At 35.9% G+C, this 16,071-nt stretch carries 15 protein-coding genes; all 15 read right to left on the bottom strand.

The window, feature by feature from the left end:
• Position 1 precedes the first annotated feature (1 nt).
• The 15 genes from AC06G9_RS18555 to AC06G9_RS18485 all read right to left on the bottom strand — a co-directional run bounded on the left by AC06G9_RS18555 (position 2) and on the right by AC06G9_RS18485 (position 16,070).
• Entirely contained in the window at positions 2–1,093 is a 1,092-nt protein-coding gene (locus AC06G9_RS18555) for a glycosyltransferase (RefSeq protein ID WP_293923613.1), read from the bottom strand.
• On the bottom strand, positions 1,074–2,207 hold the full coding sequence (locus AC06G9_RS18550) for a glycosyltransferase family 4 protein (RefSeq protein WP_480956901.1): 1,134 nt from the start codon (positions 2,205–2,207) through the stop codon (positions 1,074–1,076). The genes AC06G9_RS18555 and AC06G9_RS18550 overlap by 20 nt, the downstream gene beginning before the upstream one ends.
• Before the next feature lie 2 nt (positions 2,208–2,209).
• Entirely contained in the window at positions 2,210–3,454 is a 1,245-nt protein-coding gene (locus AC06G9_RS18545) for a glycosyltransferase family 4 protein (protein WP_480956900.1), read from the bottom strand.
• Complete coding sequence (locus AC06G9_RS18540; RefSeq protein WP_480956899.1) at positions 3,455–4,480, bottom strand: glycosyltransferase family 9 protein; 1,026 nt, start codon at positions 4,478–4,480, stop codon at positions 3,455–3,457. It abuts the gene before it with no gap.
• Positions 4,480–5,085, bottom strand: a complete 606-nt coding sequence (locus tag AC06G9_RS18535; protein WP_293923606.1) for a DUF4254 domain-containing protein — start codon at positions 5,083–5,085, stop codon at positions 4,480–4,482. Before AC06G9_RS18535 ends, AC06G9_RS18540 begins: the two co-directional genes overlap by 1 nt.
• A 180-nt stretch (positions 5,086–5,265) precedes the next feature.
• Complete coding sequence (locus AC06G9_RS18530; RefSeq protein ID WP_480956898.1) at positions 5,266–6,756, bottom strand: NADH-quinone oxidoreductase subunit N; 1,491 nt, start codon at positions 6,754–6,756, stop codon at positions 5,266–5,268.
• Between the two features lie 4 nt (positions 6,757–6,760).
• Positions 6,761–8,362 carry a complex I subunit 4 family protein gene (locus tag AC06G9_RS18525; protein WP_045753784.1) on the bottom strand — a complete coding sequence of 534 codons (1,602 nt, stop codon included), beginning with the start codon at positions 8,360–8,362 and terminating at the stop codon, positions 6,761–6,763.
• A gap of 3 nt (positions 8,363–8,365) precedes the next feature.
• A complete protein-coding gene (locus AC06G9_RS18520) occupies positions 8,366–10,408 on the bottom strand; it encodes an NADH-quinone oxidoreductase subunit 5 family protein (RefSeq protein ID WP_480956897.1) in 2,043 nt (680 codons plus the stop codon).
• A gap of 2 nt (positions 10,409–10,410) precedes the next feature.
• The gene (nuoK, locus tag AC06G9_RS18515) at positions 10,411–10,716 is read right to left on the bottom strand and encodes an NADH-quinone oxidoreductase subunit NuoK (RefSeq protein WP_045753786.1); all 306 of its coding nucleotides are present in this window, start codon (positions 10,714–10,716) and stop codon (positions 10,411–10,413) included.
• The gene (locus tag AC06G9_RS18510; RefSeq protein ID WP_094773299.1) at positions 10,713–11,261 is read right to left on the bottom strand and encodes an NADH-quinone oxidoreductase subunit J family protein; all 549 of its coding nucleotides are present in this window, start codon (positions 11,259–11,261) and stop codon (positions 10,713–10,715) included. Before AC06G9_RS18510 ends, nuoK begins: the two co-directional genes overlap by 4 nt.
• Positions 11,261–11,824: a NuoI/complex I 23 kDa subunit family protein gene (locus tag AC06G9_RS18505; RefSeq protein WP_045753788.1), complete on the bottom strand. Its 564-nt coding sequence runs from the start codon at positions 11,822–11,824 to the stop codon at positions 11,261–11,263. Before AC06G9_RS18505 ends, AC06G9_RS18510 begins: the two co-directional genes overlap by 1 nt.
• A 15-nt stretch (positions 11,825–11,839) precedes the next feature.
• Entirely contained in the window at positions 11,840–12,913 is a 1,074-nt protein-coding gene (locus AC06G9_RS18500) for a complex I subunit 1/NuoH family protein (protein ID WP_084405323.1), read from the bottom strand.
• A 169-nt stretch (positions 12,914–13,082) separates the two neighbouring features.
• Entirely contained in the window at positions 13,083–14,369 is a 1,287-nt protein-coding gene (locus AC06G9_RS18495; protein ID WP_045753790.1) for a citrate synthase, read from the bottom strand.
• A 308-nt stretch (positions 14,370–14,677) separates the two neighbouring features.
• Complete coding sequence (locus AC06G9_RS18490; RefSeq protein ID WP_480956896.1) at positions 14,678–15,589, bottom strand: molybdate ABC transporter substrate-binding protein; 912 nt, start codon at positions 15,587–15,589, stop codon at positions 14,678–14,680.
• Positions 15,590–15,602: 13 nt separating this feature from the next.
• Positions 15,603–16,070 carry a DsrE family protein gene (locus AC06G9_RS18485; protein ID WP_480956895.1) on the bottom strand — a complete coding sequence of 156 codons (468 nt, stop codon included), beginning with the start codon at positions 16,068–16,070 and terminating at the stop codon, positions 15,603–15,605.
• Position 16,071: the final 1 nt, after the last annotated feature.

The raw sequence follows: 16,071 nt of genomic DNA, 5'->3' as shown, positions 1-16,071 counted from the left end.
TTTATTTCCCTTGTAAAATATACTCTTCCAAATGTTTGTAAATGCTATTTTTATCAAAAGATTCCAATACAAACTTGCGGCCAGCATCACCCATTTTACGGCGAAGATTTGAGTCTTGTAAAATTTTTATCTTTTCTACAATTTGTGATATATTATTTGTTTCGGTTAGAAAACCTGAAATATGATCTTTGACCAATTCGGGATTACTACTGATATTAAAAGCAATGATTGGTTTCTCCGCTAATGATGCTTCCGCTAAAACGTAACCAAAACCTTCCCATAGGGAACTTAATACAAAAATATCGATATCAATTAAAAAACTTCTAGGTGAATCTGTGAATCCCAAAAAATGAACATTATTCAAAGTTCCTTTTTCAGTATTATAATTCTTTAATTCCTCCTCCAACTCTCCTTTTCCTGTAATATATATCTGATGCTTAACACCTTGTTGAGAAAGCTCTAGAGATAAATCAATTAGAAATTTTTGATTTTTCTGTGGAGCTAGTCTTGCCAAGTTTCCAATAATCAACTCATCTTCTGTATGATTTGGAACGATTCTTTTATATTCTAATCGATCAAATTTTTGTATATCAATAGGATTATAGATCACCTTGATTCTATCTTTTGGAAATAATTGACTATTGTTTGCTAGTATTGTTTCTTTTGTTGCTTGTGAATTCGCTAGCACATCGGTCACATAATTTTTGAAAATACGTTGATTTAAAAATGTATTTTTAATCGGAATAGCTGATCCTCTCCGATAAATAATGCGTGGAACTTTAGCTGTATGTGCAGCATAGGCCGCTATTTTTAAATCCTTTGGATTATTGATTAAAACGGTTTCAATCATTAATTCCTGAAATTTAGACATTAAAGCACACCGTTTCAATGGATTCAAGAAGCTAAAATTATTTAGGTTAATGGCAATGTAAGTAATCGCAGGAAAATCAAGTAATCTTGTTTTTAATCTACTATTAGAGTCACCAAAAAAATAAACCTCGTGACCAATGTTTGCGAAGTGAACTGCCGCATCGAAATGCCACTTCTCTCCACCACCCCAAGATTTTATAGTGTTAAAAAATGCTATTTTCATTGTCGAGTTGTCTGTAAAGATTCATCCATTGATTCGCTAAGGTATCATCATTGAATTGTCGTGCATATTCCAATCCTTTTTTACTCATTTCCTCTTGCAGAACAGGTGAATCTAAAATCGTATCGATAGCATCACTCAGTTGGTCGATATCGTGAGGGTTGACATAATAAGAGGATGGACCTCCTGCTTCTGGGAATACACCAGAAGCTGTTGTAATTACTGGAGTGCCGCTATATAATGCTTCAATAATTGGAATTCCAAAACCTTCAAATATAGAAGGATAAACAAATATTTTAGCAATTCTATAGAGTACAGATAATTCCTGCATAGATAAACCCTGTAAAAAGATAACACGATCTTGCATGCCTTTAAGGGTTATAAATTCCTGGATTTCTTTTGCATAAGCGGTTGGTTTCCCAACAATGACTAAAGGTATATCCTTATTTAGAATAGCTTTGACAATTGACAATGCATTTTTTCGAGATTCAATAGTCCCTACATTTAAGATGAAATCTGTTGGTAAACCAAGTTTGATCCTTAAGTCTTTTTTTTCCTCTTCGGTCTTGATGGACTTAAATGATTCATGGCAACCTTGATAAATGACTTTGATCTTGTCTTCAGGAATATGAAAAAATTCACAGATATCTAGTTTAGTCTGTTCGCTGATCGCAACGATTTGATCAGCATGCTCGCAAGCATATTTGAACTTCTTGTGATAAACAGTACGATCGATCTTTTTATATAGCTCAGGATAACGTATGAAAATTAAATCATGTATGGTCACAACAGATTTAATAGAAGTTTCCTTTAGGCCAACTGGAATTTCTCCAGATAAACCGTGAAATATTTGAATCATATCCCTTTTCAGGTCTTCAACAATACCATCTCCTCGCCAGTAACTTTTGAAAGTTCTATTAATAAAACCAGCAGGTTGTCTTACAATATGATTGGGGACAAGTTGATTGTATTCTTGTTTTCCAAGATGCGGAGTGTATAATAAATAGTTCTCTTCAGGAAAGTATGCACGTAAAATACGAATTAAATCACGACTATAGTTTCCTAAGCCCGTCTGATTATTAAAAAAACGCTTTGCATCAAATCCTAAATTAAGCATATTTATATTTTTGATTTTATTCGTTCAATACAATTTGTCAGTTTATCTATAATTATATCCCATTTATAATTTTCCTCAACGTATTTCATACCATCAATACCTTTTTGTTTAACTATAATAGGATTATTAAGCAAATTAAATAAAATTTTATGTAGGTCAGTTTCTGATTTATAGCATACTAGAGCACCTTTACTTTTACTTTCATGCTCAATCATTACATTACATCGTTTATTAGCAATTACCATTTTTCCTAATGATAAAGCTTCTAGTGCTATCAGGGAAAGGCTTTCATAAATTGAGGGGTTTACGACTGCAAAAGAGTTTTGTATTAACGCCGTTTTTTCTGATTCAGATACAAATCCAGTATAAATAATATCTGGATGCTCTACTTTTGGCATAAATAAATCACCTGTGAGAACTAATTTTAAATCTATTTTATATTTGTGCTTAAAACTAACAAAATAATCTAAAAAATTGTTTAGCTTACCTTCAACAATTCTTCCACAAAATAGTAAATAGGGACTGGATAAATTATCTTTTATCTTTTGAATATCATCAACATTTGCAGGAGTAATATCTACCCCAACTGATATAACTTCGTTTGAGGCAAGTTTGTGTTGAAAAATTTTTCTGCACATTTCCTGTTCAGTACTAGTATTAAATGCTATAAAACCAACTTTGGTAAATAAGTGGGAATTAATAGAGCGAAATAACATGCTTTCCAAATGAGCTGTTGGTATCAAAATAGTTTTTTCGGGCGCTATAAGTGCACCAAAATGAGTTATAGCGTTTTCATACGTTAAAAATATCAAAACATCATATTCCTTTTGATGCTTTTTAATAAAATTTAGTAAATTATCAGAATAAAAGCCATGATGTTTCATTAACTTATATTCTGCATCTTTTTGATAATTCCAAATAGGAAAAATGGGGAAAATGATATTAGATAATTTTAAACGATAAATTAACCGTCTAATTTTTCTTGCTTTTTTTGTCTTTTTTTGTAATTTTCTGTATAGATCCTTGTCAAATGGATTATTGTTAAAACGTCTAATTTTAACTCCGTTTATTTCATCACATTCTTCTTTTAATTCAGGAATGAATGTTGTGTAATCTTTTATTGTTGTGGTTAGTACCTCAACATCATACTTATTGACTAACCTTTCAGCTAGCATTCTACAATGAAATTCGGCACCGCCGGTTACATCTAAACCATAACGTACCGTTATAAATCCAATTTTCCCCATTTAAATAATTTGATTGATGCTTGAAATAACCATTTCGGAAGAGACCAAGTCGATCGCTTCAGTTCCATCACAAAGGCAGGACTTATTGCCGTAAACAGAATTAGGTCTATTTGGATGTTCCACTTGTATGCAGTCTGAAATCGTTTGTCCATATCCTAGAAATCCAGCAAAAGGATGAGTTGCCCCCCATATTGATAAGCAACGTACGCCCATTAAAGAAGCCATATGCATTCCGGACGAATCCATGCTGATCATTAAATCTAAATTAGAGATAATGGATAATTCTTCCTTGAGTTTGAAACGACCGATCGTGCTATGCACGTTGGGATATAATACCTGCCATTTTTCTGCTTGTGTCTGCTCAGTTTTACCGCCTCCAAAGATATAGACATCCACATTATTGTGCGATAAGTAACTAATTACCTCTTGCATTTTTTCGAGTGAAAAAACTTTGTAGGGATGTTGAGCAAATGGTGCAATCCCAATTTTTTTACTGTCATCATTAGCAAATAGAGCATGTGCTAGATTGGGTAATGGCAATTGATTTGGTACTAATTTATTTTGAAGTACAAATTGAAAACCCAGTTGGCGAAATACATCCGCATAGCGTTCAACAGTGGGTTTCAAGGGTTTCAGAACCTTGTTAGGGAAGCGAGTCAGTTCTTTTTTCTCTTTACGCCCTTTATCCAATTGCTTTACCTGTAAGCCAGAGAACTTAAAAAGAGCCGACAAAATCCTAGATCTTAAATTAAAATGTAGATCTGCAACAGCATCAGCACCTTCCGATGCTAATTCTTTCTTCAGGGCTATAATCCCCTTTAATCCCTTATGTTTTTCCTTAGGATAAAAACTATGAAATTTGATATTGGGCATTCCTTCAAAAAAGGCTTGAAAAAGCGGGCGACTGACCATAATGATGGAGACTGATGGATATTGCTCTGCAAATTCTTTCAGCACAGAAGCAACCATGGCAACATCTCCCATGGCAGAAAAGCGTGTAACAATTATTTTTGAAGGTAAAGCCATTATTTAGCTGCCTGATATAACACGGGATTTAAACTTGGGTCATTATACATTTTCATCTGTTTGTAGACCTTCATATATTTTTTGCCTGCTTGAATATCCGAAAGCAATTCGTCAATACTTTGAGACAAATCAATGCGCTGTTCCAATAATACATTTAGTTTAATTTGACAAGCATCGATATGACTTTGCTCGACATCTTCACGTAATGTCTCTTGCTCCATATGGTAGATTTTCAATGCAAGTATCGACAAGCGGTCTATTGCCCAAGCTGGACTTTCCGTATTGATTTTAGCATCCTCATTTGGAGTAATATGCTGAAACTTTAAAAGATAATAACTATCTATATATTCTACTGTATCTGTGCGGTGCTGATTGGACTCATCAATTCTTCTTTTCCAGTATAAACCTTCTTTAGGATCGATCTCTGGATTTCTGACCACATCTTCCATATGCCACTGTACCGTATCAATCCAACATTTCATATAGAGTAAATGTTCTAATGACGACGATTCAAATGGATTTTGAATAACTTGATCAATTTCGTTTTCAACGTGATAATCTGCGATTGCACGTTGAAAAATAGTGTTAGCTAATGCACTTATCATACTACAAACTTAGATAAATTTGTTTTATTTACAATCTTAATTGCGTCATATATAAAAACAAATTTATTCATCAGAATCTCTTTTAGACGGTCTTCATGATGGATTTGCAATCGTCACGCGCTTTTGTCTGATTCCAAATTATTTTATAATTGAAATATCATGATAAATGAAATAGGTAACTTAATTTATGAAATTCAATAGTAAACTGGGATAAATACCCAGAATCACGACTACAATAGTAATGGAAACAGCTATAGAGATTAAAAAGATATTGAATTTGGGTAAATCTGTAACTGCTTGATTTTCTCTTAAAAATGCTTGTAAAGGAATTTTAAAATAATAGAATAAAGAGATCACCGATGTTAGTGCACCTACGATAAGTAAGATGAGTAAGGACACTTCATTTACAACTTGATATTGTTCGAAGACCTTGGAGAATACCAGAAGTTTACCGATAAAACCAGCAGTAGGAGGCAATCCGATCAAAGAAATCAAGAGGATTGAGAAGCATACGAATAGAAGAGGATATTTTTTGCCCAAACCGGTATAGGATTCAATTTTAGTGTTGCCAATCCCATTTTCCAATTGATCAATCAATATGAAAACAGCAATATTCATCAAAGCATAAATCGTGATATAGAATAATAGGACAGCGATATCATGCTGGACATAGACGAGAGCTACCATCAACAAGATACCCGTATGGCCAATAGAAGAATAAGCCATCATTCTTTTCACATCTTTTTGTTTTAAGGCAGCTAAATTTCCGATCAGCATCGTGGCGATAGCAATGATGATAATGATCGTGGTTAGAAACTCGGAATAATAGAAAGGACTAGCGGTCCAACTTGCCAATAAACGTGATAAAAGAACGAGGGCGCCGATTTTAGGAACAGTTGATAAATAAGCAGTGATCGGAGTCGGAGCGCCTTGATATACATCGGGACTCCATACATGAAAAGGAGCGAAACTCAACTTAAAACCAATGCCAGTAAGCAGAAATAGAAATGCGATGCTGCACATGATTTTAGGAGCTTCAATAAGTCCTTGTATATGTTGTGCCGAGTCAAAATTTAAGTTTCCCGTGAAACCGTATATCAGCGATAATCCATATAACATCACTGCAGCACAGATGGAACCGAAGAGGACATATTTCATTGCAGCCTCAGCCTCAAACTTCGTTTTGGAAAAGTATCCTACCATCACGTACGAACTGATGGATACAGTTTCTATAGCAATAAAGATCAACAGCCAATTGCTGCTTAGAGTCAATAGATGCAGTCCCAAGGTTGCAGTGATCAAGACCGCATACAAATCTCCAATTGGGCGAATTTGGTTTGAAAAACGCTGCTGTATGAAAACCGATATGAATAATGTCGATACCGATATGATGATGCGAGATAGAATGGATAATTGATCAATTTTGATCATTTCAAAAAATCCAGATTGACCAATGAATAACTGATGCTGATCCAAAAGGAAAAATAAACTAATGAGTAAACCTGCTACAGTAATGATAAAGGAACTGAATTTCCATATTTTGTCTACAAACAAACTGCAAATGATACTGCATACAAAAGCAATCATTAAAGTAAGCTCCGGCTTGAAAAGGGGAATACTTGCAATGATATGATCTAAGATTGATGAAATTGATGAAGCAAATGCTGACATGTTCTTAGTTATACTGTTGAATAAATGCAACCAAATTGATAACCGAGGCGTTCATTTGATCAAATACAATAAATGGGCATATCCCCAAAATCAACGCAAGTGCTAATGTAGGGAACAGGATGAGTTGCTCTCGTCCAGTTAAGTCCACCAGAGCCGTATTCCAAGAGTCGCCGCCTTTCAACCTTGTTTGTCCAAAAAACATACGTTGCAGAGTCCATAATAGATAGGCAGCACTCATCAGTATACCAACAGAACCCGCTATAGCCATCCATCTCGGAAGACCAGTACCGAGACTTGCAGAATTAAATGTACCAATAATAACAAATGCCTCTGCTATAAATGCCGAGAATCCAGGTAGACCTAGTGAAGCAAAAAATGCGATCGCAACATAGGCTGTGTACTTGGGCATAATGGTAGCTAAACCTCTAAAATGTGGAATGTATCGATCATGCACACGATCATAAATCACACCGACTAAAAAGAATAAAGCAGCAGATAGAAAGCCATGGCTAATCATTTGGAACATTGCTCCAGAGATACCTTCTGTAGTAAATGATGCTAAGCCAAGCAACACAAAGCCCATATGTGATACGGAAGAATAGGCAATCAGACGTTTTAAATCTTTTTGAGCCAAAGCGTTAAAAGCCCCATATAAAATAGAAATGACACCAATGAGACCTAGCCACCAGTTACTTTGTGCTGCAGCATCAGGGAAGATGCTAAAGCAAACGCGTATGATACCGTATCCACCAATTTTTAATAATATACCGGCTAATATGATCGATACTGGTGTTGGAGCTTCCACGTGGGCATCAGGCAACCAAGTATGTAGCGGAACAATGGGGACTTTAATGGCAAAAGCAAAGAAAAGTACGATAAAACCAATTAAGCGGGCAGATATACCAAATATTTCTTGATAACCATCAAGCGCAAATATAGAACCATCCACATAGTTATCTGGATTCATCATATGGATCATACTAAAGGTATGAGCACCTGTTACTGGATTAATGACAGAAAAATAAAGACCAACAATAACCAACAGCATAAATACAGAACCAAATAAGGTGTAGATGAAGAATTTCATCGCAGCATACTCTCGTCGTTCTCCACCCCATATACCAATCAAGAAATACAGGGGCAGTAGCATCACTTCATAAAAGAGGTAAAATAAGAAGAAATCCAAAGCACAAAAGATACCGATCACCGCCATATTCAATAACATCAATAAGGCAAAGTACCCCTTCAGGCTTTTCTTCATATTCCAAGAAGCACCGATAGCCATTAACATCACAAATGTACTTAATACCAATAAGGGCATCGATATACCATCTACACCCAATAAGTAATCAATTTCTAATTTTCCAATAGTGCCCAAATCCAGTCGGATCCAAGGTAGCTGTTCGACCAATTGATACCCTGCTAATGTATTGATACCGGTGGAAGTGGGGTTAAAGGAGAAATAAGCCATTCCCGCCAGAACAAGCTGTACAGCAGTTATAGCAAGGGCAATGTATTTATAAACATCTTTGAATCGACTAGGAAGCGCAAGTATGATCGCTGTGGCTAGAAGAGGTAAAAAGATTAATAAGGATAGTGTAGGCATTTTCTAACGTAATAAAAGATAAACTAAACCAACTATAACAAGTAAAAAAACAGAATATAAATAGGTCTGTAGTTTTCCATTCTGTGCTGACCGTGCAAAATTTCCTAATGTAAGTGCAATTTTCCCAAAAGCATTAACAAGGCCATCAACAATGTTTTTATCCAACCAATGACTCAAAAGGGCTATTTGCTGGATTAATTTTGTAAATATATGGATGAAACCATCAACAATATGGCGATCTATCCAATAAGAAAATTTACTTAAATTCAACACACCGTTGACTATAACTTTCTCATTAAAAAGATTGAGATAACCCTGATTGAAAGATATTCGATTGGCAAGGCTATTGGCATGCAGTGGATATTGTCCTTGAGCATACCATCTCCATCCCAATACCCATACCGATAGTGCACCAGCAGTTAAGATTATTGGAATAATAAGATGTGCGGTATGATTAGTTTCATAGGGATACTGTACAAGCAATCCATCCATGACCCATGCATCATGGTAGGAAATGGGGTTTATGGAAAATAGGGGAAAGAAACAGCAAATTCCTAAGAAGTACATGGGCCAGAGCATCAATTTAGGAGAGTCATTCAAATGAACTGATGACCCCAATAAATTTTTAATGCGTAACTCCGAAAAGAAGGCTTTAAAAATGAGACGTCCAATATAAAATGCAGTCATGATGCTGACGATAATCAAAATTGTCGGCACGATCTGAAAGATGGGACCTTTTGCTGCTGCCCATTCAAATGCAGAAATAATAATACTGTCCTTAGATAGATAGCCTGAAGTCAGGGGAAATCCTGCGAGTGCTAATGAAGCAACGGTCATTAAAATAAATGTTTGAGGCATATATTGACGTAGTCCCCCCATGTTACGCAGATCTTGAGGGTCAAAATCAAGTTTATGATGTACTTTAAGATGTGCCATCTCATGGATGACAGCTCCAGCACATAGAAACAGTAAACACTTGAAAAAGGCATGAGTCAATAAGTGAAACATCGCTGCATCCCAAGTACCGATACCGATACCCACCATCATATAGCCCAGTTGTGAAATCGTAGAAAAGGCTAACATCTTTTTGATATCATACTGCGCTAACGCAAAGTACGCTGCAGTAGTAGCCGTTATCGTACCAATGATGACCATGATCAAAAGTACAGTATCATTAAAAAGCGGAAATAAGGTACTCATTAAAAATACTCCCGCGGCAACCATGGTCGCAGCATGTATTAATGAAGAAACGGAGGTAGGGCCTTCCATGGCATCAGGTAACCAGACATGTAGTGGAAACTGCGCTGATTTTGCCATGGCCCCTAAGAAAAACGAAATTCCAGTTACCGTTAACCAGATCGCATCCATACTGTTGTATGGTGATATCCAGAGTCCATTTTCAATAGTTGTGTTCGCAATCAAACCATCGTTTCCAAATAATGTGACGAGATTTAAAGTGCCAAATTGCGAGTAGACAATGGCTATACCAATTAAAAATCCCAAATCACCGATTCTGTTGACTAAAAAAGCTTTTTTATTGGCTTGTACAGCAGCATCCTTGGTATACCAGAATCCAATCAATAAATAGGATGCAAAGCCAACAAGTTCCCAAAATACGTACATGAGCAGTAAGTTGTTCATGATGACAAGTCCGAGCATTGCGAAACAGAATAAACTGAGATACATCCAATAACGGTGTATTCCAGCATCGCCGTGCATGTAGGATTTCGAATAAATATGAACAGGAACTGCTATGGTAGAAACCAGAAGCAGCATCAGCGAACTGAGGTTATTCAGCAATATACCAACCGTAAATGTCGTGTTGCCTATTTTAAACCAGGTGATTTCAGAGGATAGAGGCATGGCATTCCATACATCAAGAAATGTCAGTAAGCTCAAGACAAAACTGCATATAATCGCTAACGTCCCAACGAGACCTGATTGGTCTTTTTTACCAACAATAGCTTGATATAGAAAAGCCAATAAAGGGATGACCACAGTTAAAAGTGCAGTACAAATAGGCGATATGTTTAATAAAAAGTCCAATGCTAATCTTTTAATTCCCGAATTTGATCCGGATTAACGGTTTTGTAGTAGCGGTATACGTTGAGAATAATAGCTAACCCAACTGCAACCGCAGCTGCAGCTAATACAATTGCAAATAAGGCAAATATCTGCCCACTATAATTGATCTTGTCATACTTACCAAAAGCAACAAAATTGAGAATAGCAGCATTGATCATCAATTCAATACCCACCAAAATCATAATCGCATTCTTTTTTGCTAATACAGCATATAGGCCGATACAAAAGATACAAGCTGAAACAACTAAAAAGTGTGTTAAGGTGATCATTTCTGTAAATCCTTTCGTGATAAATGCGATGCACCTATTAAAGCCATCATCAAAAAGATGGATATCACTTCAAAAGGCAACACATATTGAGTCATAAATTTAATACCCAGTTGATGGATATTATTATCTGTGCTTTTGATAACGGTATTATTTTCGATAGCTGTAGTCATCCACACCGCAGGGGTCTGTTGCCATTCTATAATACCGAAAATCATCATTCCTAAAAATGCCAAGATCAAAGGAAGTACTTTCCATGTAGGGAGCGAAAACAAAGATCCCGTAGTCTGTTGTAGATCGTTGAGCAATTCTTTATTCGAAAGCATAAAGGCGAATAATAACAAAATAAGTACACCACCGACATAGACCATGATCTGTGTGATCGCGACAAAATCGGCTAATGCAAATAAATAGAGGCCCGCCATAGCGAATAATACTACAAAAAATAAAAATAGGGCCCGTGCTATATTTTTTAAACTCACCACCAATATAGCTGAACCGATAGCTAGGGTTGCGAAAGCGTAAAATAAAAAAAGTTCTATATTCATTATTTTGCTTTTGCCGCCTCCTTTTCAGCTTGAAATTTAGTCCATTCCGATTTTCTTTGCGCTACCTGATCATCTGTCATGTCCGAAAATCCATAAATTAAATCGGTCAGTTTGGTTGAACTACGATCATATTGATTGGTCATAACAATACATTCTGTTGGACAGACCACGGTACACAATCCACAGTACATGCATTTAGCCATGTCAATATCAAACTTTGCTGGATATAATCGTTTGACACTGCCATCAGAAGTTTTTCCTATCGCTTCTGGCGATTTGATGGCCTCAATTGCAATACAGTCGACAGGACACGCTTTGGCACATAAATCACAGACGATACAATCGTCAATTTCAACCTCAAGTTGATAGCGTGCAACTTCAGGGATGGGCATTTTGACTTTGGGATATTGAACTGTCGCAATACCGTCCTGCTTGTCAAAATAATTATCTTTTGTAATATCCAGTTCTTGACGCGCCTTACGAGCACCAAATAGATGCTTTACTGTCAGAGATAATCCTTTGAAAGCAGTCGTTAATGCATGAAAAGCAGTTTTGAATATCATATCAATTTAACCAAATTAAACAATTACTAAAATTCTCCAGATTGCAGAGATTGCCATACATAGAAATGCTAGTGGTGTTAATACTTTCCAGCATAAATTCATCAATTGGTCTGCACGTAAACGAGGCAATGTCCAGCGGATCCACATCTGCACACCAACTAAAAAAAGCGATTTTGAAAATGTCCAAAATATTCCCCAAGCAAAGCCTGTTGTCCAATCGGCAAGCTTCAATGCGCCAATATTAGGTAAAGGAGTGTTCCAAGCCCCTAAGAAGATGACCACTCCCAACATAGACACTAAAAACATCATCGCATATTCAGCTAAAAATAAGAATGCAAATTGTATCCCTCCATATTCGGTATGAAAACCACCTACTAATTCTGATTCTGCTTCGGGTATATCAAATGGGGCACGGTTACATTCTGCCAATGTCGCGATAAAAAAGATGATATAGGTGACGATCATATGTGGAGCCTGAAAGATATTCCAGGCGAATATTCCACCAACATTTTTGATCGACCAGATACCTAAAAATTTGATTTCTTCTGTTGCCAGTACGCCTTGATTGGTTGCAATATCATTTAAGTTTAATGTTTGTGTCAGCATGACCGCAGCGATCAATGATAAGCCAACAGGGATTTCATAGGAGACCATCTGTGCAATGGCACGCATCGAACCCAGTAATGAAAATTTATTGTTGGAACCCCAGCCTGCCATTAAAATCCCGATTGCATCAATGGATACAATGGCCATAATAAGGAATAAACCCGTATGTGTATTGACGGGAATAAAATCTTGTGACCAGGGCATAACAGAAAACCCCGTGAAAACGGCCACGAAAATAATGATCGGAGCCAGACGGAATAAAATTTTATCAGCTAAGAGTGGAGTGATTAATTCCTTTTGTAGCAGTTTTAAGATATCAGCAATGGTTTGGAGAGAACCATATTTTCCAGTTTCCATAGGACCAAGTCTGTCTTGAACAAACCCAGCTATTTTACGTTCAGCATATACTGCAAACAACGTGAAGATCGCTATAAACATGAATATAGCGACAGGAACAAGGATATGGATAAATAAATCTAACAAGTCTTATTTGTAATGATTATGAATAAGTGAAATTCTAGTAGGCAAATTTAAGTAAAAGGTATGAATTAAGAGCAGGAAAAACAAATTATATACTGGTTTAATAGACATTTGTTTTTAGAAACAAAAAAAGCATCTTAAAAGATGCTTTTTTATAGAAATATTTTAACGATTAACGTTGTGTAATTTCAACATAATTACGTTCTGTTTGTCCAGTGTAAACTTGTCTTGGACGACCGATCGGCTCTTTGTTTTCACGCATTTCTTTCCATTGTGCGATCCATCCCGGAAGACGACCTAATGCAAATAATACGGTAAACATTTCCGAATTAAATCCTAGTGCGCGATAAATAATTCCTGAATAGAAATCGACGTTTGGATATAATTTTCTGTCAATAAAGTATTGATCGTTTAATGCAGCTTCTTCCAATTTTTTAGCGATATCTAAAACAGGATCATTTACTCCTAATTTTTCTAGAATATCATCACATGCTTTTTTAATAATTTTAGCACGTGGATCGAAATTTTTGTAAACGCGGTGACCAAATCCCATTAAACGGAAAGGATCATTTTTATCTTTTGCTTTTGCTAAATATTTTTCTGCATCACCACCATCATTTTTGATTGCTTCCAGCATTTCAATGACAGCTTGATTAGCACCACCGTGTAATGGACCCCAAAGCGCATTGATACCGGCAGATACCGATGCGTATAAATTTGCATTTGAAGAACCTACGATACGTACCGTAGAAGTCGAACAGTTTTGTTCGTGGTCAGCATGTAAAATCAACAATTTATGCATGGCATCAATGACAACAGGATCAAAAGTCTTTTCTTGATTGACTTCTCCAAAAATCATATTTAAGAAATTGTCGATATAGCCTAAATTAGTTTTAGGATAGACAACAGGATGACCTAAAGATTTCTTTTGAATCCAAGAAACAATAGTCGGCATTTTTGCCAATAAATTGATGATTGTTTTATCTTCTTCTTCTGGTGTAGGGTTAGGATCTAAAGATTCTGGATAGAATGCCGATAAAGCACCAACTAGACATGATAATTGTCCCATTGGATGAGATTTTGAAGGAAAACCTGCAAAGAAGTTCTTCATGTCTTCATGGATCATCATTTGTGATTTGATGTCCGTGCGGAATTGTTCTAAAACGGCTTTTGTAGGAAGATCTCCGTATATCAATAGATAAGCAACTTCTAAGAAAGTCGATTTTTCAGCTAATTGTTCAATAGGATATCCGCGGTATCTCAAAATACCGGTTTCACCGTCTAGGAAAGTAATGGCACTTTTTGCTGCTCCTGTGTTTTTAAAACCTGGATCTAAAGTAATATATCCAGATTGATCTCTCAATTTAGAGATGTCAACTGCTTTTTCGTTTTCTGTACCAGTAACAACTGGAAATTCGTATGACGAACCATTTAAAATAATAGATGCTGTTTCAGACATAAGCTTCTTATGTTATCATGTGTTTATGCAAATGTAATAAAATTGATAGCTAATATACTAGATTTTCGTAATAATAATGCCATAATCCGCTTGTTTTTGACTTTAATTTTAATTACAAATGGCAGTTTTTACTCATAACTGCCATTTGGTTATCCAAAAGTTTTAGATGGATAAAAAAGTTAAAAATATAATTTTTTAAGTATAATATAAGAGATCTACACGATCGGAGATTGATCGTTTTCCGCTCCATAGTAAGGATCCATATGTTATTCTTTTACAGTAAAATTGATTTTAAAAAAGCTTAGTTTTTAATCAACTTGAAAACCATATTTTTTATAGATATTTTTAGCCGATGATGACTGTAGATAAGTCATAAAATCAGTTGCGGCCTGCTTATTTTTTGATTTTTTTAATTTACCAGCCATGTATTTTGCCGATATATTTTCATGATCTGGAATAGCAATACTTTCAATTGGATGATTTTTTATCTTTTGAAAGTAGGCTTCAGAATACCATACCGGAGCCACATCAGCTTGTCCCTCTAGTATTCTCAAAGGACTTTCCCGATGATGAATTTTAGTGAGGTAAGTTGATTTATCGGCTACTTTTTCTTCCATAACAGCATGAATGAGTTCTTCTCCGCCTGCTTTCCGATAAGCCGTTTTTATTTGTTCTCCAACCCCTTCCCATGCTGGATTTGGCATACTGATGCGAACATCTTTGCGTTTCAGATCTGTTAAAGACTTGATGTTTTTTGGATTTCCTTTAGGAACCATAAGGGTCAGTTTATTCGTCGCATATGCAATTGTGTGATCGAAGTAGTCTGCCATTTCGGTGATCCTTCTTTGACCAGCCGTATAGATATCAGGTGTATGGGTGATCTTCAGATTACCAATCGTCAAAGATCCACCCTGTATTTGTTTAGCTAAAATTCCAGGAGGAAGTGTTTCTACAAAAATACGTTCATACTGTGGGTATTCCTTTTTAAACGTTTTGATGAGATCGTCAATAACCATAAACTGATTTCCTGCAAAGAAAATAACCAATTGTGGGTTTTCGATCTCACCGTATAGATCAGGAATATTATCAATACCTGGAATCGTAAAATTTACTGCAGATTCAGGTGGTGTATTCCATGGGGGATGAAATTGGTAATCTTGGGCATATGTAAATGCTGTTCCTAGCAGAAAAGCAAGAAGTGTTTGAAAGAATATTTTCATGTGTTGTCCTTAATTATGGTTTAACAATATTCCATCCTTGATGAGCTCTGATGATCAATTCACCGTTGCCACTCGGTACATAACCGATAAAGTCAAAAAGCTGTTCTTTCGTGAGGTTTCTTTCCTTTAGCGAATTGGTACATTGTGCTACAATAACACCTCGGGCAATTAGCTTTTTGAATTGTTCCTCATATTTAGACGTGCTTTTTAGAAAAGCCTCCGTTCCTCCAGAAAAAGTAATGAGCTCTACTGTTAATTGTCCCTTTAATCTTGGATCATCTAATACATTATTGATATTTCGAATCGCTTTTTCAATCGTTTTAGGATCGTTACTATCCAATTGATAGATCGTATGATAAGCTTTCTTTTCGGCAATAGCTCCCTGAAATGAAGCATTTTTAGTCAATTCCTCTTGGGTCTGAGCGGATAATTTCCCTACACTTAGTAGAGAAATGATCATGATCATCATCGTTTTATTCATT

The sequence above is a fragment of the Sphingobacterium sp. MAE genome (genome assembly GCF_056711605.1).
Note: the sequence above shows the minus strand (reverse complement) of the source record. Positions and strands in the feature narration are given on the sequence as shown.

Bases quoted from the DNA above. Each gene is read 5' to 3' on its own strand.
- AC06G9_RS18510 (WP_094773299.1), bottom strand. From the start codon at position 11,261: ATGAATATAGAACTTTTTTTATTTTACGCTTTCGCAACCCTAGCTATC.
- AC06G9_RS18545 (WP_480956900.1), bottom strand. From the start codon at position 3,454: ATGGGGAAAATTGGATTTATAACGGTACGTTATGGTTTAGATGTAACC.
- AC06G9_RS18535 (WP_293923606.1), bottom strand. From the start codon at position 5,085: ATGATAAGTGCATTAGCTAACACTATTTTTCAACGTGCAATCGCAGAT.
- AC06G9_RS18505 (WP_045753788.1), bottom strand. From the start codon at position 11,824: ATGATATTCAAAACTGCTTTTCATGCATTAACGACTGCTTTCAAAGGA.
- AC06G9_RS18530 (WP_480956898.1), bottom strand. From the start codon at position 6,756: ATGTCAGCATTTGCTTCATCAATTTCATCAATCTTAGATCATATCATT.
- AC06G9_RS18490 (WP_480956896.1), bottom strand. From the start codon at position 15,589: ATGAAAATATTCTTTCAAACACTTCTTGCTTTTCTGCTAGGAACAGCA.
- AC06G9_RS18555 (WP_293923613.1), bottom strand. From the start codon at position 1,093: ATGAAAATAGCATTTTTTAACACTATAAAATCTTGGGGTGGTGGAGAG.
- AC06G9_RS18550 (WP_480956901.1), bottom strand. From the start codon at position 2,207: ATGCTTAATTTAGGATTTGATGCAAAGCGTTTTTTTAATAATCAGACG.
- AC06G9_RS18485 (WP_480956895.1), bottom strand. From the start codon at position 16,070: ATGAATAAAACGATGATGATCATGATCATTTCTCTACTAAGTGTAGGG.
- AC06G9_RS18495 (WP_045753790.1), bottom strand. From the start codon at position 14,369: ATGTCTGAAACAGCATCTATTATTTTAAATGGTTCGTCATACGAATTT.
- AC06G9_RS18525 (WP_045753784.1), bottom strand. From the start codon at position 8,362: ATGCCTACACTATCCTTATTAATCTTTTTACCTCTTCTAGCCACAGCG.
- AC06G9_RS18540 (WP_480956899.1), bottom strand. From the start codon at position 4,480: ATGGCTTTACCTTCAAAAATAATTGTTACACGCTTTTCTGCCATGGGA.
- nuoK (WP_045753786.1), bottom strand. From the start codon at position 10,716: ATGATCACCTTAACACACTTTTTAGTTGTTTCAGCTTGTATCTTTTGT.